The organism is Kitasatospora sp. NPDC028961, assembly GCF_055564815.1.
On the sequence record NZ_JBVHVO010000010.1, the window covers coordinates 225,193 to 249,752 of the forward strand.

Annotated in this window: 23 protein-coding genes; 9 read left to right on the forward strand and 14 right to left on the reverse strand. The window is 74.2% G+C overall.

Annotated elements, in window-relative coordinates; translation table 11 throughout:
* Nucleotides 1-163: 163 nt before the first annotated feature.
* The 5 genes from ACZ4UX_RS20480 to ACZ4UX_RS20500 all read right to left on the reverse strand — a co-directional run bounded on the left by ACZ4UX_RS20480 (nt 164) and on the right by ACZ4UX_RS20500 (nt 6,531).
* Nucleotides 164-607, reverse strand: coding sequence for a nitroreductase family deazaflavin-dependent oxidoreductase (locus ACZ4UX_RS20480; RefSeq protein ID WP_352286738.1), 444 nt, complete (start codon nt 605-607; stop codon nt 164-166).
* Between the two features lie 219 nt (nt 608-826).
* A complete protein-coding gene (locus ACZ4UX_RS20485) occupies nt 827-1,522 on the reverse strand; it encodes a DUF1062 domain-containing protein (protein ID WP_465707693.1) in 696 nt (231 codons plus the stop codon).
* A gap of 364 nt (nt 1,523-1,886) precedes the next feature.
* On the reverse strand, nt 1,887-2,519 hold the full coding sequence (locus ACZ4UX_RS20490) for an AAA family ATPase (RefSeq protein WP_465707694.1): 633 nt from the start codon (nt 2,517-2,519) through the stop codon (nt 1,887-1,889).
* 125 nt (nt 2,520-2,644) lie between these two features.
* Nucleotides 2,645-4,771, reverse strand: a complete 2,127-nt coding sequence (locus ACZ4UX_RS20495; RefSeq protein ID WP_465707695.1) for a family 20 glycosylhydrolase — start codon at nt 4,769-4,771, stop codon at nt 2,645-2,647.
* 611 nt (nt 4,772-5,382) lie between these two features.
* A complete protein-coding gene (locus ACZ4UX_RS20500) occupies nt 5,383-6,531 on the reverse strand; it encodes a winged helix DNA-binding domain-containing protein (RefSeq protein ID WP_465707696.1) in 1,149 nt (382 codons plus the stop codon).
* 147 nt (nt 6,532-6,678) lie between these two features.
* On the opposite strand from ACZ4UX_RS20500, the gene ACZ4UX_RS20505 reads away from it, so the two are divergent.
* The gene (locus ACZ4UX_RS20505; RefSeq protein ID WP_465707697.1) at nt 6,679-7,896 is read left to right on the forward strand and encodes a glycosyltransferase; all 1,218 of its coding nucleotides are present in this window, start codon (nt 6,679-6,681) and stop codon (nt 7,894-7,896) included.
* A gap of 58 nt (nt 7,897-7,954) precedes the next feature.
* On the opposite strand, the gene ACZ4UX_RS20510 is transcribed toward ACZ4UX_RS20505, so the two are convergent.
* The 5 genes from ACZ4UX_RS20510 to ACZ4UX_RS20530 form a co-directional block, all read right to left on the reverse strand.
* Nucleotides 7,955-8,491 carry a GNAT family N-acetyltransferase gene (locus ACZ4UX_RS20510; protein ID WP_465707698.1) on the reverse strand — a complete coding sequence of 179 codons (537 nt, stop codon included), beginning with the start codon at nt 8,489-8,491 and terminating at the stop codon, nt 7,955-7,957.
* A 94-nt stretch (nt 8,492-8,585) separates the two neighbouring features.
* Nucleotides 8,586-10,592, reverse strand: a complete 2,007-nt coding sequence (locus ACZ4UX_RS20515; protein ID WP_465707699.1) for an ATP-binding protein — start codon at nt 10,590-10,592, stop codon at nt 8,586-8,588.
* Between the two features lie 820 nt (nt 10,593-11,412).
* On the reverse strand, nt 11,413-11,565 hold the full coding sequence (locus ACZ4UX_RS20520; protein WP_465707700.1) for a hypothetical protein: 153 nt from the start codon (nt 11,563-11,565) through the stop codon (nt 11,413-11,415).
* A 241-nt stretch (nt 11,566-11,806) separates the two neighbouring features.
* Entirely contained in the window at nt 11,807-12,754 is a 948-nt protein-coding gene (locus ACZ4UX_RS20525; RefSeq protein ID WP_465707701.1) for an ADP-ribosylglycohydrolase family protein, read from the reverse strand.
* Between the two features lie 38 nt (nt 12,755-12,792).
* Complete coding sequence (locus ACZ4UX_RS20530) at nt 12,793-13,983, reverse strand: hypothetical protein (RefSeq protein ID WP_465707702.1); 1,191 nt, start codon at nt 13,981-13,983, stop codon at nt 12,793-12,795.
* A gap of 215 nt (nt 13,984-14,198) precedes the next feature.
* Here ACZ4UX_RS20530 and ACZ4UX_RS20535 point away from each other — a divergent pair, with 215 nt between their 5' ends.
* Nucleotides 14,199-14,675, forward strand: a complete 477-nt coding sequence (locus ACZ4UX_RS20535; RefSeq protein WP_465707703.1) for a hypothetical protein — start codon at nt 14,199-14,201, stop codon at nt 14,673-14,675.
* A 50-nt stretch (nt 14,676-14,725) separates the two neighbouring features.
* On the opposite strand, the gene ACZ4UX_RS20540 is transcribed toward ACZ4UX_RS20535, so the two are convergent.
* Nucleotides 14,726-15,454 (reverse strand): dienelactone hydrolase family protein, encoded by a 729-nt coding sequence (locus tag ACZ4UX_RS20540; RefSeq protein WP_465707704.1) that lies wholly within the window; start codon nt 15,452-15,454, stop codon nt 14,726-14,728.
* A 145-nt stretch (nt 15,455-15,599) separates the two neighbouring features.
* Here ACZ4UX_RS20540 and ACZ4UX_RS20545 point away from each other — a divergent pair, with 145 nt between their 5' ends.
* Nucleotides 15,600-16,142 (forward strand): GNAT family N-acetyltransferase, encoded by a 543-nt coding sequence (locus tag ACZ4UX_RS20545; protein WP_465707705.1) that lies wholly within the window; start codon nt 15,600-15,602, stop codon nt 16,140-16,142.
* 167 nt (nt 16,143-16,309) lie between these two features.
* Entirely contained in the window at nt 16,310-16,993 is a 684-nt protein-coding gene (locus tag ACZ4UX_RS20550) for an excalibur calcium-binding domain-containing protein (RefSeq protein ID WP_465707706.1), read from the forward strand.
* A gap of 295 nt (nt 16,994-17,288) precedes the next feature.
* On the opposite strand, the gene ACZ4UX_RS20555 is transcribed toward ACZ4UX_RS20550, so the two are convergent.
* Nucleotides 17,289-17,615: a hypothetical protein gene (locus tag ACZ4UX_RS20555; protein ID WP_465707707.1), complete on the reverse strand. Its 327-nt coding sequence runs from the start codon at nt 17,613-17,615 to the stop codon at nt 17,289-17,291.
* A 415-nt stretch (nt 17,616-18,030) separates the two neighbouring features.
* On the opposite strand from ACZ4UX_RS20555, the gene ACZ4UX_RS20560 reads away from it, so the two are divergent.
* Both ACZ4UX_RS20560 and ACZ4UX_RS20565 read left to right on the forward strand, forming a co-directional pair.
* A complete protein-coding gene (locus ACZ4UX_RS20560) occupies nt 18,031-18,438 on the forward strand; it encodes a YciI family protein (RefSeq protein ID WP_465707708.1) in 408 nt (135 codons plus the stop codon).
* On the forward strand, nt 18,435-19,580 hold the full coding sequence (locus tag ACZ4UX_RS20565) for an RNA polymerase sigma factor (protein ID WP_465707709.1): 1,146 nt from the start codon (nt 18,435-18,437) through the stop codon (nt 19,578-19,580). Before ACZ4UX_RS20560 ends, ACZ4UX_RS20565 begins: the two co-directional genes overlap by 4 nt.
* Here ACZ4UX_RS20565 and ACZ4UX_RS20570 read toward each other — a convergent pair.
* Together ACZ4UX_RS20570 and ACZ4UX_RS20575 are read right to left on the reverse strand one after the other, a co-directional pair.
* Nucleotides 19,558-19,755 (reverse strand): hypothetical protein, encoded by a 198-nt coding sequence (locus ACZ4UX_RS20570; protein WP_465707710.1) that lies wholly within the window; start codon nt 19,753-19,755, stop codon nt 19,558-19,560. The two genes, ACZ4UX_RS20565 and ACZ4UX_RS20570, sit on opposite strands and share 23 nt — an antisense overlap.
* 353 nt (nt 19,756-20,108) lie before the next feature.
* Entirely contained in the window at nt 20,109-20,963 is an 855-nt protein-coding gene (locus ACZ4UX_RS20575) for a helix-turn-helix domain-containing protein (protein WP_465707711.1), read from the reverse strand.
* A gap of 128 nt (nt 20,964-21,091) precedes the next feature.
* Here ACZ4UX_RS20575 and ACZ4UX_RS20580 point away from each other — a divergent pair, with 128 nt between their 5' ends.
* The 3 genes from ACZ4UX_RS20580 to ACZ4UX_RS20590 all read left to right on the forward strand — a co-directional run bounded on the left by ACZ4UX_RS20580 (nt 21,092) and on the right by ACZ4UX_RS20590 (nt 24,548).
* Nucleotides 21,092-22,156, forward strand: a complete 1,065-nt coding sequence (locus ACZ4UX_RS20580; RefSeq protein ID WP_465707712.1) for an aldo/keto reductase — start codon at nt 21,092-21,094, stop codon at nt 22,154-22,156.
* A 288-nt stretch (nt 22,157-22,444) separates the two neighbouring features.
* Nucleotides 22,445-23,119 (forward strand): hypothetical protein, encoded by a 675-nt coding sequence (locus ACZ4UX_RS20585; protein ID WP_465707713.1) that lies wholly within the window; start codon nt 22,445-22,447, stop codon nt 23,117-23,119.
* 73 nt (nt 23,120-23,192) lie between these two features.
* Nucleotides 23,193-24,548, forward strand: a complete 1,356-nt coding sequence (locus tag ACZ4UX_RS20590; protein ID WP_465707714.1) for a hypothetical protein — start codon at nt 23,193-23,195, stop codon at nt 24,546-24,548.
* The last annotated feature ends 12 nt before the right edge of the window (nt 24,549-24,560 follow it).

A 24,560-nucleotide genomic window follows, 5' to 3' on the forward strand; every position in this document is an offset into this window, starting at 1 on the left:
CTCTCGACGGGGTGTCCGGCCACAGTACCGATCCACCGGCGGCCACCCGGGTGAGGGTGGTGCCGGCCCGGAGCCGGTGCGGACGTCGAGCCCGGTTCGGCCCGGGGTGGGCGTGGAGCGCACCGGGGGCCACCCGCCCGCCCGCGGTGCGCCCACGCGCCGGTCAGGCGGGGTCGATGACCACGATCGGGATCTCGCGGTCGGTCTTGGCCTGGTACTCGTCGTACGCGGGCCAGTGGCCCACCATGACCGGCCAGAAGGCGGCCCGCTCCGCGGCGGTGGCGGTGCGCGCGGTGCCCTGGACGATCGTCGGGCCGACCTGGACGCGGACCCGGGGGTCGGCCGTCAGGTTCCGGTACCACAGGGGCGCGTCGTCGGCCCCGCCCTTGGAGGCGACGACGAGGTAGCGGCCGCCGTCCTCGCCGTAGATGAGCGGAGTGCGGACGGCCTGCCCGGAGACCCGGCCGACGGTGGTCAGCAGGAGGGTCTGGGTGCCCTTCCAGTGCTGCCCCTCGGCGCCGTTCGAGCCCACGTACTGCTTGACGTGGTCCAGCTGCCAGGTGCCCGGCGCGGGGTCCTTGGGGTGGTCCCAGTCGATGTCGGTCACGGTGTCCGCCTGCCTTCGTGTGGAATGGGTCGACAGTTTCGACAACGACTGCCGACGCCTCCGGGCACGGCCGCCCCGGGCCACTGGTCCGGGAGAACCTGCGGGGGTACAGCGACGGGGCGACCCAGGGGTGCCGCGGGGAGGCAACGGTGGCGCCCGGTCGGGTGCCGCGGCGGTGGGCCTCCCGACGACTCGAAGGGAGGCCCCACCGCTTCTCTCCTACGCTCCCGCCGACCGCGACAGCTGCCGCGCCGTGTCGAGCGCTCCGAGAGGGTGCGGAGCAGTGCGCGCGCCGGTCGGCGCACGGGTGCCGAGGAGCGTCGCGGGCTTCGCCACGTCGACGGAGCCGAAACGCTGGATCGTCAGTTCGAAGTCCCGGTGCGCCCTGGCGCCAAGGGCCGGTGGCAGGTGGATGCGCCCGTCCCCGAGCATGCGCCGGATCCGCGCGCGGCTCAGCCCGAGCCCGAGCGCGAGGAGCCGCTCGACGCGGATCGGCGCGGGCAGCTCGAAGGTGACCAGCACCCTGAGCGGGGTCGGGTCGTCGAGCGCGTAGAGGGGCGTGCGGGTCTCCAGGCCCCAGGTGCCGGTCCAGTCGAGGCGGTATCCGGTCTTCGCGGCGAGTGCCGCACTGATCGTCAACTCCCGCACCACGGACGGGTCATTGGTCTCGTACGCCACCCGGCGGGCGGGCTCCAGCGACGAGACGTGGACGCGCTCGTGGACGGGCACCTTGGACGTCCGGTCGCACCCCGCGCAACTCAGGAGGAGCCAGACGTCGAGGAGCTTGCCGTTCGCGTTGACGCGGATCTTGCCCGAGGGACGGTGACGCGTGCTGGAGCAGTCCGGGCACTGGCGCACGATGGTGGGCAGGGCGGACTGGCGCACGGCCCACAGGGCCTTGCGGTCGGTATGCATGGAGGTGATTGCTTTCAGGACTCGGCAGGAGCTCTCGCAGGCGGTGCTGCGGCTCCTGGATCTGACGGATGCACACGCGGGCGCGACTGATCGCCCCGGGGCCGAGCCATCAGGCTCCGAGATCGATCGCGCGACAGGTGGTTCTCGCTACGTGGCAGCCGTTACAGGTCCATGCGGGCGATCCTGATCGAGGTCACCGCTCGAAGGCAAGCCGTTTTCCGTCGGCCTGGGCCTGGGCTCGGGCTGGGCCGGAAACAGGTGCGGGTGCGGGTGCGGCGTCAGGTCGCCGGCAGCGCAGGGGGCTTCGGACGCCGCGGCAGTCCGGGCGGCGTGCAGGGGAACCGGGGGAGGAGGGAGCGGCGGCTCAGTCGAACCGGATGTGCTTCACACCCGTCCACGTCCGCCGAAGGCGTCCGCGGAGCGCGCTGTCGGTGTTCGGGGCGAGCGTCAGTCCGGAGGCGGCGGCGATGTGCTCGGCGACCTGCGCGACGGTGAGGCGGTCGGTCCACAGGTGCTCGGCGAACTCGTCCTGGCGCAGGCGCTCCAGGCACACGTCGAGTTTCGACAGGGCGAAGCTCTCCCGGCGCGGAGCGGTGTCCTTCCCGGCGACGAACTGCACGACGTGCCCGAAGCCGCGCTCGCGCAGCCGTCGCAGCACCGTCGCGCGCTCCGCCAGCAACGCGAAGTGCCGAACGTCGTGGCCGCGCTCCCGCAGCCGACCGACGGTCTCGCGGAGGTACGCCGGTTCCACGACCGTCATCGGCGCGATCACCACGCCGTGGTGCTCGGTCAGAGCACGGTCCAACACCTCGAACACTCCCTGCCGCCAGGCGGGAAGGTCCTGGAAGTCCCCGCGCAGCGAGGGCGGCATCATCCGGTGCAGGCCGAAACCCACGTGCTCGGGGTCGCAGATGACGCTGCCCGCCAGCCGCCGCCGGATCTCGTGCGCGGTCTGCGTCTTGCCCCCGCCGAAGGGGCCGTTGATCCACAGGAGCATGCGCCGACCCTACTGCGCCCGACGCGGCAGCGGGGAGCGCGGCGGTCAGGGAACGGGCACCGCCCGTCCCCGCTCCGGTCGGGGTGTGGGGAGCGGCGGCGGGCGGTGGTCCGGGACGGGGTCGGTCAGTCGATGGACCAGTGCTGCAGGGCGGAGCCGGTGTCGGGCTGCTGGGTCACCTCGGCGCCGTTGGCGGCCGAGGCGGCGGTGACGAGCAGGCCGGTGGCGGCGGAGGCGATGGTGTACTGGTCGTTGTCGCCGGGGGTGATCTTCCAGCGCTGACCGGTCTGGTTGTCGCAGGTCCGCTGGACGACGGCGCCGCCGGCGGCGCCGGTCGCCTCGGCGCACTTGCCGGACGACTTGTTGGTCATGGTGTAGGAGCCGTCGGGCTGGGGAGCGAAGGTCCAGGTCTGGTTGGGGCCGCGGTTCGGCGACCACAGCACCGGTGCGGTGCCGTCGGTGGTGGAGCCGCCGGGGTTGTCGAGCGCCTTGCCCCCGGTCTCGACGCTGTGCGCGCCCGGCACCGTCTTCACGACGCCGGGCCAGGGGATGCCGGGGGCGGCGTAGTAGCCGATCCCGGCGGCGGTCCAGCGGGGGCCCTGCTGGGCCAGGCGCTGGCGGAAGCTGTTCCAGTCATGGGTGGACCGGGGGCTCCAGCCGACCTCCGCGAGCGCGGGGAGGCGGGGGAAGCTCATGTAGTCGGCGTAGTCCTGCGGTGCGGGCCAGCGGGTGTTCGGGGTCGGCAGGCCGTTACTGCCCTCGTAGGCACGGTCGGCCCAGAGGGCGGCCTCGACCCCGGCGATCTTCTTGGCCGGGACGACCGAGCCGGTGCCGTCGGGCTTGGCGGTGCTGGTCGTCGGGTCCCACTCGTAGGCGCGCTGCACCGGCACGTAGCCGGACCAGCTCAGGCCGTACGGGGTGGCGACCTCGTACTTCATGTCCAGGTAGGCGTGGTCGGACGGGGACATCACGAACTTGGCGCCCTGCGCGACCCCCTGGCGGACCTCGCGGATGCTCTTGGTCTCCTCGGCGGTGCCGATGCTCTCCCGGTCCTCGTCCTCACCCCAGTACTGCAGGAGGCTGTTGGCGGGGACGCTGGACTGGCCGAGCTGGTGCCAGCCCATCACGGTCTTGTCGCGGCCGGTGGTGGCCGAGGTGGCCGCCTTGACGTAGGCGGCGTACTCCTCCGGGGACGCGTCCGGGGTCTCGTCGCCGCCGAGGTGGATGTAGGGGCCGGGGGTGAGCTTGGCGACCTCCTTGATGACCTTCGCCAGGAAGCGCCTGGTGTTCCCGATGTGGGCCGCGTCCTCCAGACAGTAGAGGCTGATGCCGACGTCGAAGCCCGAGTACGGGGCCTTCGCCTTGTCATCGCAGTTCAGGCCCGGTACCGACGCGAGGGCGGCTTCGGTGTGGCCGGGTCCGTCGATCTCGGGCACCACGGTCATGAAGCGGGACGTGGCGTAGGAGACGATCTCCTTGTAGTCCGCTGCCGAGTAGTACCAGTCGCTGCCGCCGGTGAAGCCGCTCTGCGTACTGGCACCGATCGAGGTCAGCTCCGGCATGCCGGCGATGGCGATGCGCCACCCCTGGTCGTCCGTCAGGTGCAGGTGAAGGGTGTTGATCTTGTACGCGGCCGCCTCGTCGATGTAGCGCTTGACCTGGGCGACGGGGTAGAAGCGGCGGGCGACGTCCAGCATCACGCCGCGGTACTCGTAGCGGGGCGAGTCGGAGATCTTCGCGGGCGACACCGTCCACGCACGGGACTGCCTGGTGGGGGACTCGACCGCGGCGGGGAGCAGCTGCCGGAGCGTCTGCACGCCGCGGAACAGGCCCTGGGCGCCGTGCGCCCTGACGAGGACACCGCGCTCGTCGGAGGTGAGGGTGTAGCCCTCGTCCCCCAGGCTCTTGGGGCCGTCGGGATCGAGCACGATCGCGTTCTTCGGCGCCCGGTCGTCCTTGACCACCGCGAGGTTGTAGCCCGTGGCGGGGGCCAGCAGCTGGGCGAGGTAGGTGCCGACGCCCACCGCCGCCGAGTCCCGGGAGAGGACGGCGATGCGGGTCTGCGGGGTGAGGGTGAACCCGGCGCCCGCCACTGCCTGCTGCGAGACCGGCTGCGGTACCAGGGCGTAGGGGGCGGGGTTGGGGGCGGGAGGAGCGGCGGCGGCCTGGGAGAGCGTGGCCGTGAGCGGGAGGGTGACGACGGCTGTGGCGAGTGCGACGAGGCGTCTGCCTCGTCGGTGCGACCTGCGCATGTTGACTCCTCGGGCAAGAAGGCACGGGACCGAACACCGGGTGGACGGTCGGGGAGGCGCGTGGTGTGTGTCGGCGGGGATGGTGACTCGGGGCTCGGCAGCTGGTGTCGGGCCCCCGAGGCATCCTCCCGGCGGTGCGCCGGTGAGCGGAGCGCCGGATCTCCTGCCGCGCCGGGTGTCGCGCGGTAGGGCGGCGGCATCGGGCACGTGACGCAAGAGCGCGCCTAATCTGCTTCTAGATGATTGAATCGAGCGCCTTGTGAGCAGCTTTAACCATGAAGGTGTCAGGGAGGTCAAAAGGTGTCAAGACCTACGCGGCCGTAGCTTGTCCGTTCGTGGGCGGTGCTGCCGCGCGGGCCGTCGGAGCTTCCGGAGCGCCCTCGGAGCCGCGGCCGATCGGTACCGGCCCGCCGGTTCGGCGAGCTGGGCCAATCCGGCGCGTCATCACCGTGGCTGGTCGGAGGTACGGTACGCCTCCGCGCCCCGCCGGCGTCGAAACCGTGCGGGATCTCCGCCGCCCCCGCCCCCGCGAGCGCGTCGCGGGGGCGCAGGGTTCCGGCCTTCTCAGTGACGGATCATGCGCTCACTATCGACCGATGGATCAGATGGCATCAGGCCGGTGTGAGCAGACGCGTCTCGGCGGCGGGCAGGCCCTTGGCCCACCAGTGGTCGTAGCGCCGGTAGACCCGCGGGTCGCGGTCGGCGAGGAAGGCGAACAGCGCACCGGCCTCCGCGGCCAGCGCCTCCCAGACCTCCTCCGGGAGGGGGTGGAAGGCGGTGGCCTCGATCCCCGCGTCGACGCTCCGCCAGACGCCGGCGACGTGGCCGTCGACCAGCAGGGTCGGCAGCACGTCCCCGTTCACCCGGATCACCAGCTTGCGGTAGGCGGCCGGGAGGACCCGGCTGCGGTCGGCGTAGACCAGCAGGGTGCTGTCCCACATCGGCAGGAGCCTGGGCGGCGCCGGGGTGTCCTCGTCCGGCCGGGGCGCGCCGGGGAGGTCGAACAGCACCGTGCCGTCGGGGCCCTCCAGCTCTTCGAGTTCGTCGCCGAGTGCCTGCACGGCCCTTCTGACGCGGGCCCGTTGGATCATGGCGAACTGCGCCATGTCCACCACCGAGGCCGGGCCGAAGCCCTCCAGGTAGCGGCGGATCAGCGGCCCCGTGCTGTCGAGGACGGCGTCCGGGTCGGTCAGCACCGGCCGCGTGGCGGCGGCGACGTACGACGGCCGGGGGGCGAACGACCAGGGCCCGCCGGCGGGCACGTGCCACAGCGGCGCGTACTGCCGCAGCATCCGCCACGCCGGGAGCTCGACCGGCGTGCCGCGGCGTTCGCCGAGCCAGGCCTGGGCCTCGGCGCCGGTCCGCGGCCGGTCGGCGAAGTCCAGCAGCTCGGGAAGCAGGGCGTCGGCGTCGGCGGCGGTCAGCCCGGACGCCGTGAAGCGCGCGTCGCCGAGCCTGGAGGCGCGCAGGGTCGGCTCCACCGCCTCGCGGAAGGCCCGGTAGTCCTCGCTGTGGACCAGGTGCAGCGTGATCCGCATCAGCGTCGACCGCACCACCCGCAGCCCGGCCACGGCGCTGTCGAGTCCGGCCGGGTCGAACCCGCTGATCCGGTTCCACAGTGCCAGGTAGGGCGAGGCGGGCTCCTGCGCCTGGAGGGCGACCACCCGCCGCACCGCGTCGGCGGCGTCGATCGGCTCCCGCGCCAGCAGTAACTGCCGGGCGAGGGTCGAGCGGTTGAGGGCGCGCGCCGTGATCACCATGCCCGCATTCTCCCGGCTCGCCGCTCCCCGGGAAACCCGCGGGCCGGGGCAGCCGACGAGAGGTGCCGGTACCGCCTCCCGCCCGGAGCGGCTGGTGGGCTCCCGGGAAGGGTGAACGGGGCGGCGCCCGTCGGGGAGAATCGCGGCATGCGGATTCTGATCATCACCGCCGGGTCGCGTGGCGACGTCGCACCGTTCACCGGCCTGGGGCGACGCCTGCTGGACGCCGGACACGAGGTCGCCGTGGCGGCCCATCCGGCCTTCGCCGCACTCGTCGGCGGGTGCGGCCTCGGGTACCGGCCGCTGCCGGGGGACCCGGAGGAGCTGATCCGCGGCTGGTCCCGGGCGGCGTCGCGGGAGGAGGCCCGGGCGCTGACGAGGGCGTACGTGGACGGGCTCGCCGACGGTGTGGAGCGGGCCGTGGCGGACGGTACCGACCTGGTGCTCACCGCCTTCGCCCCGGCTCCGCTGAGCGAGACGGCCGGGGAGGCGCTCGGCGTGCCCGTCCTCGAAACCCACCTCGTACCGGCGTTCGCCACCCGGGAGTTCGCGCTGCCCGGTGCGACGGACGCCGAGGGCCTGGGACCGGAGGGCAACCTGGCCGCGGGCCACGACGTGGTGCGGCGCCGGGACCAGCTCTTCGCGGGAGCCGCCACCCGGCTGCGGGCCCGCCTCGGGCTGCCCGAAGCGGCACCGGCACCGTCGGAGGCCGACCGCGGCCCGGTCTTCGCCGGCTTCAGCCCCTCCGTGCTGCCGCGCCCGGCGGACTGGCCGAGCCGGGTCGAGGTCCCGGGCTACTGGTGGCCGGCCCGGCCGGACGGCTGGCGGCCCCCGGCCGAGCTGGTCGACTTCCTCCAGGCCGGGCCGCCACCGGTGTTCATCGGGTTCGGCAGCATGGCCCCGGGGCACGGGGAACGGCTCAGCGACCTGGTGGCCGCTGCGGTGAAGCGGGCGGGGGTGCGCGCGGTGGTCCAGGCGGGCTGGGCCGACCTCGGCGGCGGTGGCGACGACGTCCTCGCCATCGGCGACGTACCGCACGACTGGCTCTTCCCCCGCACGGCCGCCGTCGTCCACCACGCCGGAGCGGGTACCACCGGGGCGGGGCTGCGCGCCGGGGTACCGGCCGTACCGGTCCCCGTCATGGCCGACCAGCCCTTCTGGGCGGACCGGCTGCACCGGCTGGGCGTCGCCCCGCTGGTGCTGCCGTTCGAGGAGCTGAGCGCCGAAGCCCTCGGGACCGCGATCACGGCCTGTACGACCGAGCCGGTCCACCGGAGCCGCGCGGCCGAACTCGCCCGGCGGATCGCCACGGAGGACGGCGCCGCCGCGGTGCTCGCCCACATCGACACGGCCTACGGCCGGTGAGACCGGGGCTCGCCCGGGCCTCCTCGCGGCCGGGCGGAGCGTCCGCCGTCGCCGCGCGCTACGGGGCGGCGTAGCAGCGGACGGCGACCAGCTGCTCCGGGCTCCAGCGCTGTTCGACGGTGGCCAGCAGCCGCCAGCCGAGGCGTTCGTAGAGCGCGGCCGCGGCGGTGTCGGACGCCACCACGTCGAGCACCGGGTGCAGCGCGCGGGCCCGGGCCTCCTCGGCCGCCCGCGCCATCAGCAGCGCGCCGATCCCGCGGCCACGGGCGGACGGGGCGACGAACAGCCGGCTGACCACCGCCGTCCCGTCGACGCCCACCCCCGCCCGAGCGCTCCAGAGCCCCGGCGCCGCGTCGTCCGCACCGCTGCGGGCCAGGACGACATGGCCGGCGATCCGGCCGTCCAGCTCCGCCACCCACGAGCCGATGAGCGCGGGCGGCGTGAGCCATGACGTCGGCGCCTCGGGCCAGTTCACCGGGTAGCCGTCCCGCGCATGGACCTCCGCCAGGACCCGCACGCACGCACCGAGGTCACGGTCGTCACGACACCGCACCCCCGGGGCGGTGCCCGGGCCGGACCCGCTCTCACTCCTCATCGCGGCATGGAACCACAGTCCGGCGCCCGTGACCAGCCGCTTTCTGCCGGTGCCGGGAGGGGGACGGCCGGCACACGCGTGCGCTCGCGCCGCCTCACTCGGGACCGGGACCGTGCAGCTCCAGCCGCCACAGTGCTTCACTGAGCAGGTCCAGCCCCTGCCGCAGATGGCGCCGGTAGGTGCCGTAGGGGAGGCCGAGCCGGCGGGCGGCGGCCTCCTGGGTGGGCGCACCGGAGAAGTAGCCCGCGGTCACGGCGTCGCGGGCGCGGACACCGCGCGGATCGCGGGCGAGGTCGTCGACGCTCCCGCGCAGCAGCGCGCGCAACTCCTCGACGGGCTCGCCGAAGTCGGCCGCCAGGCGGGTGCGGAGCAGCGCGCAGGCGGCGAAGGCGCCCGCGTCGCGCCAGTGCGTCAGGGCATCGCGGACGGCCTGGTCGAACGCGGCGCGCGAGACGCCCGACGGCCCGGCCCGGGTGGGCACGGCGGTGGCCGCTATGAAGTGGCGGAGCCAGGTCTCGACGGGCACCTGGCGCCAGTCGACCGCGAACAGGCCGTAGGTGTGCTCGCCGACCCGCGGCCGGGCGCCGGTGTCGGCGAGGCTGCCCTTGACGCGCGCCGACCACGTCTCGGCGTCCCGCCAGACGGCGAAGCCGTAGGCGCGGCCGCGGGCGCGGGCGGACTCCGCCTGGGCGCGGGAGCTGCTGAGGTCGATGACGCGCGAGGGCACCTGGTACCGCTCGGGGTAGACCGAGAAGCGGCTGACGCCGATGTGCTCGCCGGGCCGGACCGGCCCGGCGGCCTCGGCGTACTCCCAGGCGGCCGCCACGACCGGGTCGGCGGCCAGGTCCTCCGGGTCGGCGGGGGCGGGCAGGGCGAGGCGGGCCGTGAAGGCCACGATGCGGCCCGTGCTCACCAGGCGGTAGACGCTGAAGGCCTGCGGCTGGCGCCGCGCCCAGTAGCGGACGAGCTCCGCGGAGGCCGGGCCCTCGGTCTGCTCGGCCATCCGCAGCACCGTGTCGAGGTCGTCCGGGTGGAGGGGCCGGTCGTGCACCTCGTCCTCGCGGGAGAAGGTGCGCAGGCGGGCGACCATCTCCCCCTCGCGGAAGAGGTAGAACAGCTCGTCGGTGACGGTCCAGACCCGCTCCTCCGGGGCCTCCCGCAGGATGCGCAGGTACTCCTCGGCCAGCCGCCGGCGCATCGTCACGAAGGCGTTGGGGGCCCGCCAGCGGAGGTCGGCGGCCAGCGTCTCGCGGGCGGCGTCGTGCGGGTGGAGCCCGCGGTGGGTGGACTCCATGAACGGCAGGTCGCGCAGCCAGGTGAAGAGCGGGTGGGCGTCCTCCTCGGGCAGGACGGCGGCGAGCAGCTCCTCGGAGGTTGAGTAGGCCTGGGCGGCCAGCTCCAGCGCGCGGCGGTGGGCCGCCGTCGGCACCTCGCCGATCAGGCCCGACAGCAGGGTGCGCAGGACATCCGCCGAGGGCGCCCAGACCTCCTCCCTCGTCCAGTCCGCCATGCCGGACGCGGCCGCCAGGGAGAGCGCCAGCGGGTTGCCGCCGGCGAAGCGGAGCACCCGCTCCCGCAGTTCGGGCAGGACCTGCGCGGTGGTGAGCAGGCTCCGGGCCTGTTCCTCGGTGAACTGCCCCAGCTCACTGACGTGGAGGAGTCCGGCCCAGGCGGGATCGGCCGCCCACTGCGGCTGGGGCGCGAGGCGGCCCGCCAGCACCACCAGGGTGTCGGCGGCGGCGCGGGGCAGGAAGCGCTGCCACAGCCAGCTCTCCAGCCACTGGCAGTGCTCGAAGGAGTCGAGGAACAGCACCGTGCCGGGGACGGTCAGAAAGGAGGCGGCGACGCGCTCGAAGTCGGCCGGGTCCCGGCTGACGAAGCGGCCGTCCAGCTCCAGCAGGGGCCGTCCCGCCGTGCGGGCGTGGTCCGTGAGACGGCGCAGCAGCGTCGACTTGCCGATGCCGCCCGGACCGGACAGGTAGAACGCGAACGGCGCCTGCGGGTCCCCGGCCAGGGCGCGCGCGAAGTGGTCGAGTTCCTCGTCGCGGCCGATGAAGGCCTGGACCCGGGCGCTGCTCAGCCGCTCTCCGACGGTTGCCATGGCGGCTCCTCTTTCCTCGTGTCGGCGGTGGTCCGTGGTGTGCGTACCGTCTGCGGTGGTGACGGGGGCGTGCTTGGCGGCGAGGTCCTCGGACAGGATGCTGAAGCGGGGGTCGACCATGGCGGGGCGGACCTCTCGGAGAGCGCGGGCGCCCGAGGAGCGCCGAGTGACGGTGACGTAAGGGGTGAGCGGCCGACTTCGCTCTCAGGCGGGGGCCGGGCGGCGGCGGGGTCTCCGGCGACCGGGGCCGCGGGCCGCAACGGGGAACCGAGGAGCCCCGCCCGCGAGTGGGCGGCGGAACGCGGATCCGTGCACCGTGTCCGGGCGGGTGAGTTCGACTCTCCGCGCCGTGACCGGGACGGCAACTCGCGTTCTGGGCAACGTCGTATCGGTTCCTGCCTCGGGACGGCGGAGGTGATCCGACGTCAGGGCGGCCCCGCAGAGGCCTGCCCGTGCGTTTTGACGTGCGCACTATAACCTGAAGATCGAATGATCAGAGCTGCTCTGATCCGAGCACCGGGCCGTTCGTCCCGGGAGAATCGCGGGCCGCGGCCGGTGGCCAGAGCGAGGTCCATCGAGGCCGCCTCGCCGAGGGGTTCGGCGCAGCCCGAGGACGGACGGCGCCTCGGTGATCGCCAGTGCCCGCACGCCGGCCTCCCTTCGTCGACGGGGTCACACCGCACACTCCCGCGGACCGGACTGCGAACACCGGACTGCGAACACCGGACTGCGGACACCGGACGAGGCCGACGGCGTGTCAGGCGATCGATGCCGGCCGGACCGGAGGTCCCTTCCCCCCGGCCCGACGCCGCCGCGCCGCCTACGGTTCGAGGGCCGCCCTGGTCCCGCTGTCGTGCGTGACGGGGGCGCGCGCCGTGCCGCCGACCGCCACCACCGCGTACACGCCCGGCACGGCGCGCGCCGGGGCGGTCGGCGGGCCGTCCGGGTGGGGCTCGCCGGTGTCCTCGCACATGCCCGGTCGGTCGACTGCGGGGCGGCTGGGCTGGGTGGCGATCACCGCCTGCGGGTCGCCGCGTCGCTCGGGAGCGCCCTCATCGTCCGTTCGGCACTCGTCATGTTCCCCACGGTGCACCGTCCGTGGCGGTGCGCCGTCAGCCGCCGGAACGATCTCCCTCCCCCTGGCGGGTGAGTGCGCCGGGGTCCCGGGTGCGCGCCGCGGGCACGACCGGGACCCCGGGGGCACTCGGGCGAGGTCACCCCCCGAGGCGGCGCGCCAGGTCGACAAGGTCGGGCAGCAGCAGGACCCGTCCGCCGGAACCCGGCAGCGGGACGTGCAGCGGTGCGGTCCACCGGGCAGGGATCGCGTCCAGCCCGTAGCGGGCGCCCGCGAGCCCGCCGGTGACCGCGGCGACGGTGTCCGTGTCGCCGCCCAGGTCGACGGCCGCGCGTACCGCGCTCTCGAAGCTCGTGGTGGTGCGCAGCGCCCAGACCGCGGATCCCAGGCAGGGCCAGACGGCGCCGTTGAACTCGGTCGCCCGGTCCGGATCCCAGCCGGGATCGAGGACCGTCGCGTAGCGCGGCCGGTGATCGGGATCGACGAGGTCCAGGATCTCCGGGAGCGCGCCGAGGGCGTCCTCGCCCTCCAGGGTGAGGCGGACGAGTTCGTGGAAGATCGCGGTGCCTTCCCAGGCGGCCCGGTCGCCGTGGGTGAGGGCGGCGATGCGCCGGGCGGCGTCCATGGTGGCCGCCCGTCCGGCACCGGCGAAGTGCACCGCGGAGGTCGAGGCCCGCATCAGCGATCCGTTGCCCGCCGCCCGCAGATTCACCTGGAAGTGGATCGCGGCGGCCATGTCCCAGGCCATGCCGTTGGTGAGGACGTCCTCGGTCTGCAGGCCGATGTCCTTGGGATCGGACGCCGCCCACCGCTGGAAGCGGCCGAAGATGTCCGGCAGGTCCAGTCCACCGCGCTGCAGCAGCGACTCCGCCACCAGCACGGCCATCTGGGTGTCGTCGGTCGCCTCACCCGGATCCCAGCCGCCACCTCCGCACATCTCGCCAGCGCCACCGGCGCTGACACCGTCACCGGGTACGGGGAACCGCGCGGAGAAGGCGCCGCGGGGGCCGAACTCGAACGGGGCTCCGAGCGCGTCACCCACCGCCGAGCCGACGACCGTGCCGGTGACCCGCTGAATCCGTTTCATCCCGTTCCTTGGCTGCTGAGGATCTCGGTTGTCCCGGTTCACAGCCAGGCCACCAGGTGCGGCAAGCCGTTCTCGGGGTCGTCCGTGGCGGGGGCGGTCGGGGGCAGGTCGGCCAGTTTGACCGGGACGGCGTCCGGCACCAGGTCGACCCGGTGGATGGACTCGTTCCCGTCGTCGGCGGACAGGTAGGCGAGCGCCTTGCCGTCGGGGGAGAGCACCGCTCCCGAGACGAAGCGCTTCTCGGGCGGGAGCAGTGCGTCCACGCCCTCGACCCGGCTGAAGTCGGCTGCGAACCCGACGCGGTAGAGGTTGTCGCATGTCCCGCAGAGCAGATGGCCGCCGTCGAGCCAGAGCCTGGGAACGCAGCCGCTGGGTACGCCCGCCGAACCCGGCACGACCTGGTGGCCCGGTCCGGCGGGCGTCCCGAGCAGCAGCGGTTCGACGACGCCAAGGGTGCTTCCGGTGACCTGGTCGCCGCGCCACAGCACCGCGTTCTGCTGGGTGTACCCGGCCACTGCCGTGCCGCCGGGGGCGACCGAGACTCCCTCGGGCTTGGTGCCGAACGGGCGAGCCGGCCACGGGCGGTCGCCGTCCAGGGCGAAGTCCTCGCCGGGGGCCGTGCCCCGGGGCGCGGGCTCGGCGCCGCGTACGGCGAGGTCACGGCTGGTCAGCTGCCGGCCTGCGGTCTCGTACCAGAGGACGGAGGTGCCCTCCTGGAACAGCGGTCGGCGATCCTCGCCCGGCCCGTCGGCCGGCGCGGTGGAGGCTGCCCGTCCGCCGGGCAGGGTGAAGGCGGCCGCCCGCTTCATCGCCCCCGAGTTCGGTGCCACGGTGCCGGCGATCAGCGAGAAGTCGGCGTTGAACGCCTGCCGGTCGGCGGTCGCCGAGACGGCTGTGGTCAGGGTCGGGTCGCAGAGCGTGGCACTGGTGGCCAGGTCCGGCAGGGTGGCGACCCGGCGGGCTTCCTCCCTGCCGTCGGTGGCCGCGTGGGCGGTGACGGTCCCCACGTGCACCTTGCCGTCCGCCGTGGTCGGCGACGGCGCGGCCCACCGCTCGCAGCGGGCGACCACCAGCCGGCCGGGCCCCGCGAGCGTCGGCCCGGCCGGCGTCGGCGCCGCCTCCGGCCCGCTGCCTCCGCCGGGACTCGTACAGCCGCTCAACGCCAGGAAGGTCGCGGCGAGCAGGGCCGCCGCCCGGCCGCGGGCGAGAGCGGGTGGGCGCAGGGTCACGGTTCTCCTCGGTGGTACGGCCGGTACGCTCGCCGACCGGGCCCGGGCGCCGACCGGTGCGGACCGCCGACCGGTACGGACCGCTCGAACCGGTGCGATCACCGGACGATACTCCATCCGAGCGGGTGACCTGCCGGCCCATCCGCTCGCCCGGGGGCCCAGGTCCGTGCGGTCCGACAGCCGGGAGTGTCGGTGGCGGGGGCTAGGTTCGGGGGGTGAGCGACTACTACGACCTGTTCCTGGCTGTGGATCTCCCGTCGGACCTCCCGGCGTCGGTCGTACAGGAGGTGAGATGGCTCCTGGGTCAGGCCGACCGGGCACCGGGGACGCATGCTGCCGTCGACTGGGAGGACTCCGGCCACGAGCCGTGGCCGGTCTTCGACGGCGGCTCGGCGAGCCACTCGTTCGCCGGTGCGGACACCGCGTTGCTGGTCCGTGCCGTCGATCGGGCGGACCCCGAGGGGAGCGCCCCGTGGGCGCTCACCCTTCGCACCGGTGTTCACGAGGACGAGTTCGGGGTGGTGATGGAGGCGGTGGAGTGGCTCCTCCGGAAGGCGACCGGCGTCGGATGGGTGGGGTTCGTCCGCAGTTCGGCCTCGGAGGGCATCCGTCATGTGATCCGCCGGCATGACGGGTTCGATCTGGTGGATGTCCGTTCGGCCGGTACACGGGCCCAGGTCTCCTGGTCCTAGGGGCGACGACCTGTCCGGACAGCCCCGCGGGCCCGTCACGGTCGGCCCGCTCACTCCGTCATGGGCAGGCACTCGGCGAGCAGGCCGACGATGTCGCGCCAGGCCCGCCGCGCGTGCTGCGGGTGGTGGCCGACGCCGGGGACCACGCTCTGGTCGACCGGCGGGTGGTGGAAGGCGTGCAGGGCCCCGCCGTAGACCACCAGGCGCCAGTCGACGCCGGCGGCCTGCATCTCGGCGGCGAAGGCGTCCCGTTGTCCGGCGGCCATGATCGGGTCCTCCGAGCCGACCCCGGCCCACACGGGGCATCGGATCCGCGCGGCCTCGCCCGGGCGGCCCGTGGTCAGTGCGTTGACCGTTCCGATCGCCCGCAGGTCGACACCGTCGCGTCCGAGTTCCAGCGCGATCGCGCCCCCGGTTCCGTAGCCGATCGCGGCGATCCGGTCGGGGTCGGTCCGCGGTTCGGCACGCAGCACATCGAGGGCCGCGTGGCCGATGCCCCGCATCCGGCCGGGGTCGGCGAGCAGCGGCATCACGCGGGCCAGCATCTCCTGCGGGTCGGTGAACCAGTGTCCGCCGCCGTGGAGGTCGAAGGCGAGTGCCACGTAGCCCAGTTCGGCGAGGGCGTCGGCCCGGCGGCGCTGGAAGTCGTTCAGGCCCGGCCCCTCGGGGCCGATCAGGACGGCGGGCCGGCGGTCGACCCCGGCGGGAAGCGCGAGGTGCCCGGCCATCGTCAGGCCGTCGGCGGGATAGGTGACCGTGCGTGTGGTGACCATCGTCATGGGATCGGACTGTACGGATCGTCGCTCCGGACCGGGGCGGACTTTCCCCACAGCGAAACGGAGCAGGTGCGGGCTCCGCCGCCCCCGCCCACCCTGCGGTGAAAATCCTCTCCGGCCCCCGATGGCCGAAACTACACTTCACCGCATGCCATATGACAATGTGACACTGCGCCCCGTGGCCGAGAGCGAGCTGGGCACCCTGGAGGAACTGGTCCAGAACCCGGAGGCGGTCGGGACGTTCCAGTGGTTCGGCTGGACCGACCCCGGGTCCTGGCGGCGGCGGTGGGCCGAGAACCGGCTGCTGGGCGAGGACCGCGGACAGCTGGCCGTCGCGGCCGGCGGCGAGTTCCACGGGTTCGTCGGCTGGCGGCGGGTGGACGTCGTGCCGCGCTCGTACTACTGGAGCATGGGCATCCAGCTACTCCCCGGATCGCGAGGGCGGGGCATCGGGACTCGGGCCCAGATCCTGCTGGTGGACTACCTGTTCGCGTACTCGCCGGTCGCGCGGGTGGAGGCCGACACCGAGACGGAGAACTTCGCCGAGCAACGCGCGCTGGAGAAGGCCGGGTTCACCCAGGAGGGCGTGCTGCGCAACGTGGTGTTCCGCGACGGGCAGTGGCGCGACAGCATCCGCTACAGCGTGCTGCGGGACGAGGCGGCCGCCCGCCGGACCTCCGCCGAATCGTAAGCGGAGGGCGGGCGGGCGGCCGGGTGGGTGGCCAACTGACGGAGCGCCCCGCCCCGGGGCCCACTCCCGGGGCCGGGGTGCCCGATGTGTGGAATACCGGTCGAAGCCGTTCACGGTTGCGGCAGAATGTGCGCCTACCACCTGTGATCTTGACCCGGGGAATCCGCGTGAATTCGACCCATGCCCACACCCCCGCGCCCGCCGCGGCGCCCGTGCCCCCGCGCACCAAGGGGCAGATAGCCCTGCGGGTGCTCGCCCTCTGGCTGCTCCCGCCGCTCGGCGCACTGTGGGCGTGGCGCTCCAAGCGGCTCACCAAGGGCGCGAAGCTCGCCGTCACCGTGCTGGCCGCCGTCTGGCTGCTGATCCTGATCGGCGCCTCCGGCGACTCCAAGGCCGAGCAGAACAGCAAGCCCCCGGCCCCGCTGAGCTCCGCCCCGGCCCCGGCCGAGCCCACCACCCCGCCCGCCGGGACCACCCCGCCGGCGCCCACCACCCCGCCCGCCCCGGCCGCGCCCGAACCCGCCGCCACCGAGCCGCCCGCCGCACCCAGCCCGGTACCGACCACCGCGCCCCCGGTGCCCCCGGCACCCGCGCCCGTCCCGGTCGCGCCCAGCACCCCCGCCGCCGCCCCGGCTCCGCCGAAGCCGCCGGTCCCGGAGACCAAGCCGCCGGTGACCACCCCGAAGCCCCCCACCAGCGAGCCGGAACCCACCACCCAGGCCCCGGCGGCGGCCTACTACAAGAACTGCGCCGCCGCGAAGGCCGCCGGCGCCGCACCGCTGCACCGGGGCGACCCGGGCTACCGCGCCGGGCTCGACGCCGACGGCGACGGCGTCGCCTGCGAGCGCTGAGCCCCGGAGGAGGGGGCGGCGCCCGGCCGGTCCGACCCGACGGTGCTCCGGACCGCATGCGTGCCAGGAGCGCGTTCGGCCGGGAGCCGTACGGCGGTGGGTGCGGGAACGGAGGTGAGGCGGGCAGTGCTCCGGGAGGGGGCTCCGCCCGCCTCCTTCCCCGCCCCGATATGAACCGGCATGAACCGGCATGCCCGAACGCCCTCGGGACAAGCCACTCGACGCGCTACTGCGGCTGGTCCCGCCAGGTGGGCGGGACCAGCGGCCATGGCCGACGCTCAAGGGTCCCGACGGCTCAGGAGAAGATCACCGAGCGGACCTTCAGTCGGTCGCCGAACTTCTTGCCCGGGTGCATGACGAAGAAGACGTCACCATTGCAGCCGAACTCGAGGAAGACCGTGGCCGTCGACGTGGTGAAGTTCTCCGGTGCGAAGCCCGGGTGTTCCTCGGTGGTGTGGGGCAGGTCGATGCACTTCCTGCTCTCCGGGTCGGCGAGTCCGGTCGGAACTCCTCGGCCGACCTTGTAGAGGAAGTCACCCTCCGCCGCGTGGGCAGGGCTGGGGGCGCCGACGGTGAGGACGGCGGCGCCGACGACGGCGAACAGGGCTTTGCGGAGACGCATGCGGAATGGCCCTTTCAGTGCGGTACTCGCTGATACCTGCAGAATTGATGTGACGTCAGCGTAGTGACGGAGAATCTGCAGAAACGGATCTGCAAAGGCGGCCATTCGAGCGGTTCACGACGGAAAGCCGTGACCCGGACATCTGTCTCCCCGATGGACCCGACCGACCCGCCCGCGTCGGACCCGCCGGACCCGTCTGACGCGTCCGACGCCTCACGGTGCCGCTGCCCGGACCGGTCCTTCCGTCACACCGTCGACCACGGCGACGCCGAGCACCGGACGATCCCCGGCCGGAGCACGGTGGCCCCGAAATCCGTGGAAGAAAGTTCGCGAAGGGATGTCGAGAAGCCGCGCCCGGCTCCGTCCCAGGGGTGAAGACGGCCACAATGGGCCGTACCTCACCAAGGAGAACATCATGGCCAAGTACCTGCTGCTCAAGCACTACCGGGGCGCGCCGGCGGCGGTCAACGACGTGCCGATGGACCAGTGGGAGCCGGAGGAGGTGACGGCCCACGTGCAGTACATGCGTGACTTCGCCGCCCGGCTGGAGGGCACCGGCGAGTTCGTCGACAGCCAGGCGCTCTCCCCGGAGGGCACGTTCGTCCGCTACGACGGCGAGGGGCGGCCCCCGGTCACCGACGGTCCGTTCGCGGAGACCAAGGACCTGATCGCCGGCTGGATGGTGATCGACGTGGAGACCTACGAGCGCGCGGTCGAGCTGGCCGGCGAGCTGTCGGCGGCCCCGGGGGCGGGGGGCAAGCCGATCCACGAGTGGCTCGAGGTGCGCCCGTTCTACGGCGAGAAGTGCCCGGCCACCGAGTGAACGAAGCACTGCTCCGGGCCCTGGTGCCCGCGGTGATCGGTGTCCTGGTCCGTCGCGGAGCGGACTTCGCGGCGGCCGAGGACGCCGTACAGGAGGCTCTGGTCGAGGCCGTGCGCAGGTGGCCGGACGACCCGCCGCGCGACCCGAAGGGCTGGCTGGTCACGGTGGCCTGGCGCAAGTACCTCGACGCCGTCCGGGCCGACACCTCCCGGCGGCGGCGCGAGGACCTGGTCGAGGCCGAGCCCGTGCCCGACCGGGGCGAGGCGGTGGACGACACGCTCCAGCTGTACTTCCTGTGTGCGCACCCGTCCCTGACGCCGGGCTCCGCCGTCGCGCTGACCCTGCGCGCGGTCGGCGGCCTGACCACGCGGCAGATCGCGCAGGCCTACCTCGTGCCGGAGGCGACCATGGCCCAGCGGATCAGCCGGGCCAAGCGGACCGTCTCCGGCGTCCGCTTCGACCGGCCCGGTGACGTCGCCACCGTGCTGCGGGTGCTCTACCTGGTCTTCAACGAGGGGTACTCCGGGGACATCGACCTCGCGGCCGAGGCGATCCGGCTGACCCGCCAACTGGCGGCCGGCACCGACCACGTGGAGGTCGCGGGCCTGTTGGCGCTGATGCTGCTCCACCACGCCCGGCGCCCGGCCCGGACCAGCCCGGACGGCAGGCTCGTGCCCCTCGCCGAGCAGGACCGCGGCCTGTGGGACACCCGGCTGATCACCGAGGGCGTCGACGTGCTCCAGGCCGCCCTCGCCCGCGACCGCCTGGGCGAGTTCCAGGCCCAGGCGGCCGTCGCCGCGCTCCACGCCGACGCCCGGACCACCGAGGAGACCGACTGGGTGCAGATCGTCGAGTGGTACGACGAGCTGGTGCGGCTCACCGACAGCCCGGTGGCACGCCTCAACCGGGCCGTCGCGGTGGGCGAGGCCGACGGAGCCCGGGCGGGGCTGGCCGCCCTGGCGGAGCTCGACCCCGCCCTGCCGCGGTACACCGCCGTCGCGGCGTACCTGCACGAGCGCGACGGTGATCCGGCGACCGCGGCACGGCTCTACGCCCAGGCCGCCCGGTCGGCGCCCACCCTCCCCGAACGCGACCACCTCACCCGGCAGGCCGCCCGGCTCAACGCGCAACTGCGCCGGTGACGCGGCGGGCCCGGCGCTCGTAGCGGTCCTCCGTCGGCAGCCGTTCGACGACCTCGACGTCGAACGGCTGCCGGGTGTGGCCTCCGTGCCGGCCGTCCGGGCTGTGCACGGAGACCTCCCCGCCGAACAGCGGGCCCGTCCGCACGGCGGGGGAGATCCGGACGGGAGTGATCACGGTCGCGCCGCTCTTCCGGTAGCCCGGGCCCGAAGGTGCGGCCCCGACCCTCCGGTAGCCCGGGCCCGAAGGTGCGGCCCCGATCCTCCGGTAGTCCGGGCCCGAAGGTGCGGCCCCGCTCTTCCGGTAGCCCGGGCCCGAAGGTGCGGCCCCGCTCTTCCGGTAGCCCGGGCCCGAAGGTGCGGCCCCGACCCTCCGGTAGCCCGGGCCCGAAGGTGCGGCGCAGGCGGCGCTTGTCCAGGGTCACCTTGCACGTCCGGGGGGAAGAACGGCGGGCACGGCGTCCTCACCCACCTCGGCGTCGACACCATCCAGCGCAAGTGGTCACGCTTCCTGCCACCGGCCGTGAGTTGTCAGCCTTCCTGGCGCCCGTCACCGCCGCACAGCCGGTGCAGCGCCGCGCGGCTCTCGTCGTCCGCGCCGCGGTAGACCAGAAGCCGGAGCTCCGGGTCCTCCAGCGGGAGCAGGACCTCGAAGTCGACGGCGATCGTCCCGACGGCCGGGTGCCGCAGCAGCTTGCGACCGCGGCCGTTGACGCGGACCTCCCGCTCGGCCCAGAGCCGGGCGAAGTCCTCGTCCTGCGCGGTGAATTCGGCGATCAGCGCGGCCAGTGCCCGGTCCTGCGGGTGGGCGGCCCAGGCCGCGCGCAGATGGGCGACGCCGTCCCGCAGCACCCTCTCGCGGTCGGCGTAGAAGCCGCGCATCGGCGGGTGCAGCAGGCAGAGCCACATCGCGTTCCGCCGCTCCGGCGGAACGGCGTCGAACTCCGGTAGCAGCCGGGCCATTTCGGGGTTCCAGGCCAGCAGGTCGTAGCGGTGGTCCAGCAGCGCGGCGGGCAGCGGGGAGAGGTCGTCGACCAGGTGGGCCAGCGACGGCGCCGGACCAGCGGCCGGCCCGCCGGTGGTGCCGGGGCGGCGCCGTCCGGCCAGGTCGAAGAGGTAGTCGCGTTCGCCGGGTGCCAGCCGCAGGGCCCGGGCCAGCGCCGCCAGCACCTCCGCGGAGGGCCGAAGCCCCCGGCCCTGCTCCAGCCGCACCACGTAGTCGGTGCTGACTCCGGCCAGCTCGGCGACCTCCTCGCGGCGCAGTCCGGGCGTTCGCCGGGTCCGCCGGTGCGCGGGCAGGCCCAGCCGGTCCGGGTCCAGCCGTTCGCGCCTGCTGCGCAGGAAGGCGGCCAGTTCCTCGGTGGTGTCCATGGTGCGGGTCGTCATGACCGGTCCAACCGCCAGGGTGGGACCGGTCTTCCCAGGAAAGTCCCTCCCTTATCCGGGACCCCGCCGTCGCTACAGACTCGGTCCCGGCAAGGGAACACGACCACACGCGAACACAGGAGAACCCGATGGCACTGGCCCTCGACGACTACCGGCTGCTGGGCCGCTCGGGACTGCGGGTCTCACCGCTGGCCCTGGGCACCGCGACCTTCGGCACCGAATGGGGATGGGGCGCGGAACGGGCCGAGGCCCGCAAGCTGTTCGACCGCTACGTCGGGCTCGGCGGCAACCTCCTCGACACCGCCGACACCTACACCGACGGCAGCTCCGAGCGCCTGCTGGGCGAGTTCGCCCAGGAGGAGCGCGAACGCCTGGTGCTGGCGACCAAGTACTCGACCCTGCGCCGCCCCGGCGACCCGAACTCCGGGGGCGGGCACCGCAAGGCGCTGTTCGGCTCGGTGGAGGGCAGCCTGCGGCGGCTCGGCACCGACTACCTCGACCTGCTGTACCTGCACGTCTGGGACTTCCGGACCTCGGTGGAGGAGGTGCTGCGCGGCCTGGACGACCTGGTCCGGCAGGGCAAGGTGCTGTACGTGGCGATCTCCAATACGCCGGCCTGGCAGGTGTCCCGGATGCAGGCGATCGCGGACCTGCGCGGCTGGTCGCCGCTGGTCGCGCTGCAGGTCGAGTACAGCTTGATCGAACGCACCGCGGAGCGCGACCTGATCCCGATGGCCCGGGAGCTGGGCCTGGGCGTGGTCCCGTACTCGCCGCTCGGCGGCGGGGTGCTCAGCGGCAAGTACGGCCGGGACGACGTGGGCGCGACGGGCGCCGGCCCCGACGGGAGCACCCGCCGGAGCCACAACCTCGCCCTGGGAACCCTCACCGAACGCAGCCTCGGCGTGGCCGGGGTGGTCCGGGAGGTGGCCGACGAGGTGGGGCACACTCCGGCCCAGGTGGCGCTGGCCTGGACGCTGCGGAACCCGGGCGTGACGAGCACGCTGCTCGGCGCCCGCACCTGCGCCCAGTTGGAGGACAACCTGGGCGCCCTGGCGGTCGAGCTGACGGACGCCCAGCTGGCCCGGCTCGACGCGGCGGGCGCGATCGCCCTCGGCCAGCCGCACGAGCTGCTGGTGAGCGAGCCCATCCGTCGGGTGACCACGGGCGACCTGCGGATCGAGAGCCGCCGCTGACCCGGCCGCCGGCGACGGGAGCCGGAATCCGGAGCCGCGGTCGGTTCACCGTCCGGGCGAGCCACGTCCGGACCGCTTCCGCGTCGGCGACGGTCGGACCGGTTCCCACTCTCGTGACCAGGTTCCAACCAGCGCGTCACGACTCAGGAACCATGGATCGGCTGTGTGGATCGTGGTGACCACCAGCTCGCGCACGGGACAGATGTCGCGCGTCGGCACCGGGCCCCCATCCGGCGGCCCGCGCAGCTGACGTTTGATCACTCGAACAAACAATCGAATAATGGGTTCATGACCTCGGCCGTTCCGTTCTCCCGCCCCGTCCGCCCGCCCGAGCGGCCCGGCGATGCCGAGCGGGCGCCGCGCGAGCTGATGACCCTGCCCGGAGCGTCCCGGGACGTGCGGCGGTGGCGGCTGGTGGAGATCCGGCTCGGCGGGGAGTGGCGCCCGGGGATGCTCACCGTGTGGCGGCGCCCGCCCGGCGCCGCCTGCTGGGTGGTCCATGTGCGCTGGGCGCCCGACACGGACAGCCCACAGCCCTGGGGCTGGTTCCTGTACACGGAGGAGACCGTCCGGCCGCTGCCCGAGCCGCAGGACGCGCCTCCCGCGGCCGCGCCGTTCCTCGGCCGGTGGCGGGACGCGGTGGCGGTGCCCGCCGAGCTGGCCGGCACGCCCGCCGAGGACGGCGCCGACCGGTGCTGGCGCCTGGCCTGGGCGCGGGTCGGCGGCCACTGGCGCTCCTGCCTGGTCACCGCCCGTCGCCGCCCGGGCCCGGAGCTGCCCTGGATCGCGAACGTACGGTGGGGCGAGGACAAGGACACCGCCTGGCTGATCGCCGACCCCACCACCCTGCGGCCCGTCCCGCCGGGCCGATCACCTGCGGAGGAAGCGGCAGCAGAGTCCTCCCCGGAGGGCAACCCCTACGGGCGTGCCCAGGGGGGTGCCTCGAAGCCTGGCACAGCCTGAAGGGGCTTCCTAGGATCTGGAACCGCACCGGAAGACCCTCTCCCGGCACCGTCCTGAAACCCAAGGCTCTCCCATGGCACACCCCCTCACCCTGCTGCGGGCGGCGAAAGGGCTCTCCCAACCGGAGTACGCCCTCCTCGTGGCGCAGACGCACATCGCGCTCGGCCTCGGCCAGATGGCCTGCCGCCGGGAGAAGGTGTCGCGCTGGGAGTCCGGCCGTACCGTGCCCGAGCACAGCGCCCAGCTGGCCATGGCGCGCCTCCACGGTGTCCCGGCGCGCGAGGTCTGCCGGCTGGGGTGGCCCTTCTGGCTGCACCTGGCCACCGGCGACGCCGCCCTGCTGGGCGAGCCGTACACCGAGGACGGCGCCGTACACACGCTCCGCAGCGCCCGGTACCTGCCCGACGCTCCGCGCCCGCCCGCCTTCGCGCTCCAGGGATCCGCGCTCGTGGCGCAACTGCACTCGGCACTGTCGCAGCTGTCCGACCTCCGGCGCCGACCGGTTCGTCGCGGACCGTCCCCGTACTCCGAGCGCCTGGACTGGGCCGAAGCCCGGATCACGGCCCTGGAGGCGCACGAGACCGGCACCGTCATCCCGGCCGCGGGGCTGTACGGCGCGGCCCACACCGAATACCGGCTGCTCATAGGCCTGCTCTCCGAGGGCGGCCCCGACCGCCGGCTCCTGGGACTGGCGGCCCGCACCGCCCTGCTGTGCGCCTGGCTCAGCGGGGCCCTCGGCGAGGTGACCCGGGCCGAGCGCCACAACCTCACCGCCCTCCGGGCCGCTGCGGCGGCGGGCGACCCCGCTCTCACGGCGGTCGCCATGACCCAGCTCTCGCGCCACCACCTGGTCGCCGGAGATCCGGGCGACGCCCTCATGCTGGTCCATGCCGCCCGCACCGCGGACCCGCGCCCGGCCCCGTCGGCCGCGATCGGGTTGCACCACCACGAGGCCTTCGCGCTCGCCTGCCACGGCCGGGCCGACGCGGCCGCCAGGTCGGTGGACCGGGCGGCCGAGGTCCTGGCCGGCTCCGGCGGGCGCGACGGCGACGGCGACGGCGACGGCGCCGAGCTCGACGCCGACGCCTACCGCCGCTACGCGACCGTCACCCGGGCCGCGGTCTGGACCGCCCTGGGCCAGTACCACCGGGCCGGCCCGCACTTCGCCGATCTTGTGGGGGCCCTGACCGCCACCTCCCGCCCCACCCCGTCCCCCTACACCGGACTCTGGCTGCTCTACGCCCTCGACACCCAGCTCGCGCTCGGCCGGTTCGACGACGCCGCCCACATCGCCCACCGGGCCGCCGACCTCACCGGCGTCCTGCCCCCCGGCCTGGTACTCGGCTACCGCCGGAGCCTGACCCCGTACCGCCACGAACCCCTGCTCCGGCAGGCCCTCGACCACCTCTGCGACAGCGACCCCCGATGAACGGACCCACCG

Excerpts from the sequence above, each read along its gene's own strand:
- ACZ4UX_RS20485 (WP_465707693.1), bottom strand. The coding sequence starts at position 1,522 with ATGCATACCGACCGCAAGGCCCTGTGGGCCGTGCGCCAGTCCGCCCTG.
- ACZ4UX_RS20490 (WP_465707694.1), bottom strand. The coding sequence starts at position 2,519 with ATGCTCCTGTGGATCAACGGCCCCTTCGGCGGGGGCAAGACGCAGACC.
- ACZ4UX_RS20495 (WP_465707695.1), bottom strand. The coding sequence starts at position 4,771 with ATGCGCAGGTCGCACCGACGAGGCAGACGCCTCGTCGCACTCGCCACA.
- ACZ4UX_RS20500 (WP_465707696.1), bottom strand. The coding sequence starts at position 6,531 with ATGGTGATCACGGCGCGCGCCCTCAACCGCTCGACCCTCGCCCGGCAG.
- ACZ4UX_RS20505 (WP_465707697.1), top strand. The coding sequence starts at position 6,679 with ATGCGGATTCTGATCATCACCGCCGGGTCGCGTGGCGACGTCGCACCG.
- ACZ4UX_RS20510 (WP_465707698.1), bottom strand. The coding sequence starts at position 8,491 with ATGAGGAGTGAGAGCGGGTCCGGCCCGGGCACCGCCCCGGGGGTGCGG.
- ACZ4UX_RS20515 (WP_465707699.1), bottom strand. The coding sequence starts at position 10,592 with ATGGCAACCGTCGGAGAGCGGCTGAGCAGCGCCCGGGTCCAGGCCTTC.
- ACZ4UX_RS20520 (WP_465707700.1), bottom strand. The coding sequence starts at position 11,565 with ATGTGCGAGGACACCGGCGAGCCCCACCCGGACGGCCCGCCGACCGCC.
- ACZ4UX_RS20525 (WP_465707701.1), bottom strand. The coding sequence starts at position 12,754 with ATGAAACGGATTCAGCGGGTCACCGGCACGGTCGTCGGCTCGGCGGTG.
- ACZ4UX_RS20540 (WP_465707704.1), bottom strand. The coding sequence starts at position 15,454 with ATGACGATGGTCACCACACGCACGGTCACCTATCCCGCCGACGGCCTG.
- ACZ4UX_RS20545 (WP_465707705.1), top strand. The coding sequence starts at position 15,600 with ATGCCATATGACAATGTGACACTGCGCCCCGTGGCCGAGAGCGAGCTG.
- ACZ4UX_RS20555 (WP_465707707.1), bottom strand. The coding sequence starts at position 17,615 with ATGCGTCTCCGCAAAGCCCTGTTCGCCGTCGTCGGCGCCGCCGTCCTC.
- ACZ4UX_RS20560 (WP_465707708.1), top strand. The coding sequence starts at position 18,031 with ATGGCCAAGTACCTGCTGCTCAAGCACTACCGGGGCGCGCCGGCGGCG.
- ACZ4UX_RS20575 (WP_465707711.1), bottom strand. The coding sequence starts at position 20,963 with ATGACGACCCGCACCATGGACACCACCGAGGAACTGGCCGCCTTCCTG.
- ACZ4UX_RS20580 (WP_465707712.1), top strand. The coding sequence starts at position 21,092 with ATGGCACTGGCCCTCGACGACTACCGGCTGCTGGGCCGCTCGGGACTG.
- ACZ4UX_RS20585 (WP_465707713.1), top strand. The coding sequence starts at position 22,445 with ATGACCTCGGCCGTTCCGTTCTCCCGCCCCGTCCGCCCGCCCGAGCGG.
- ACZ4UX_RS20590 (WP_465707714.1), top strand. The coding sequence starts at position 23,193 with ATGGCACACCCCCTCACCCTGCTGCGGGCGGCGAAAGGGCTCTCCCAA.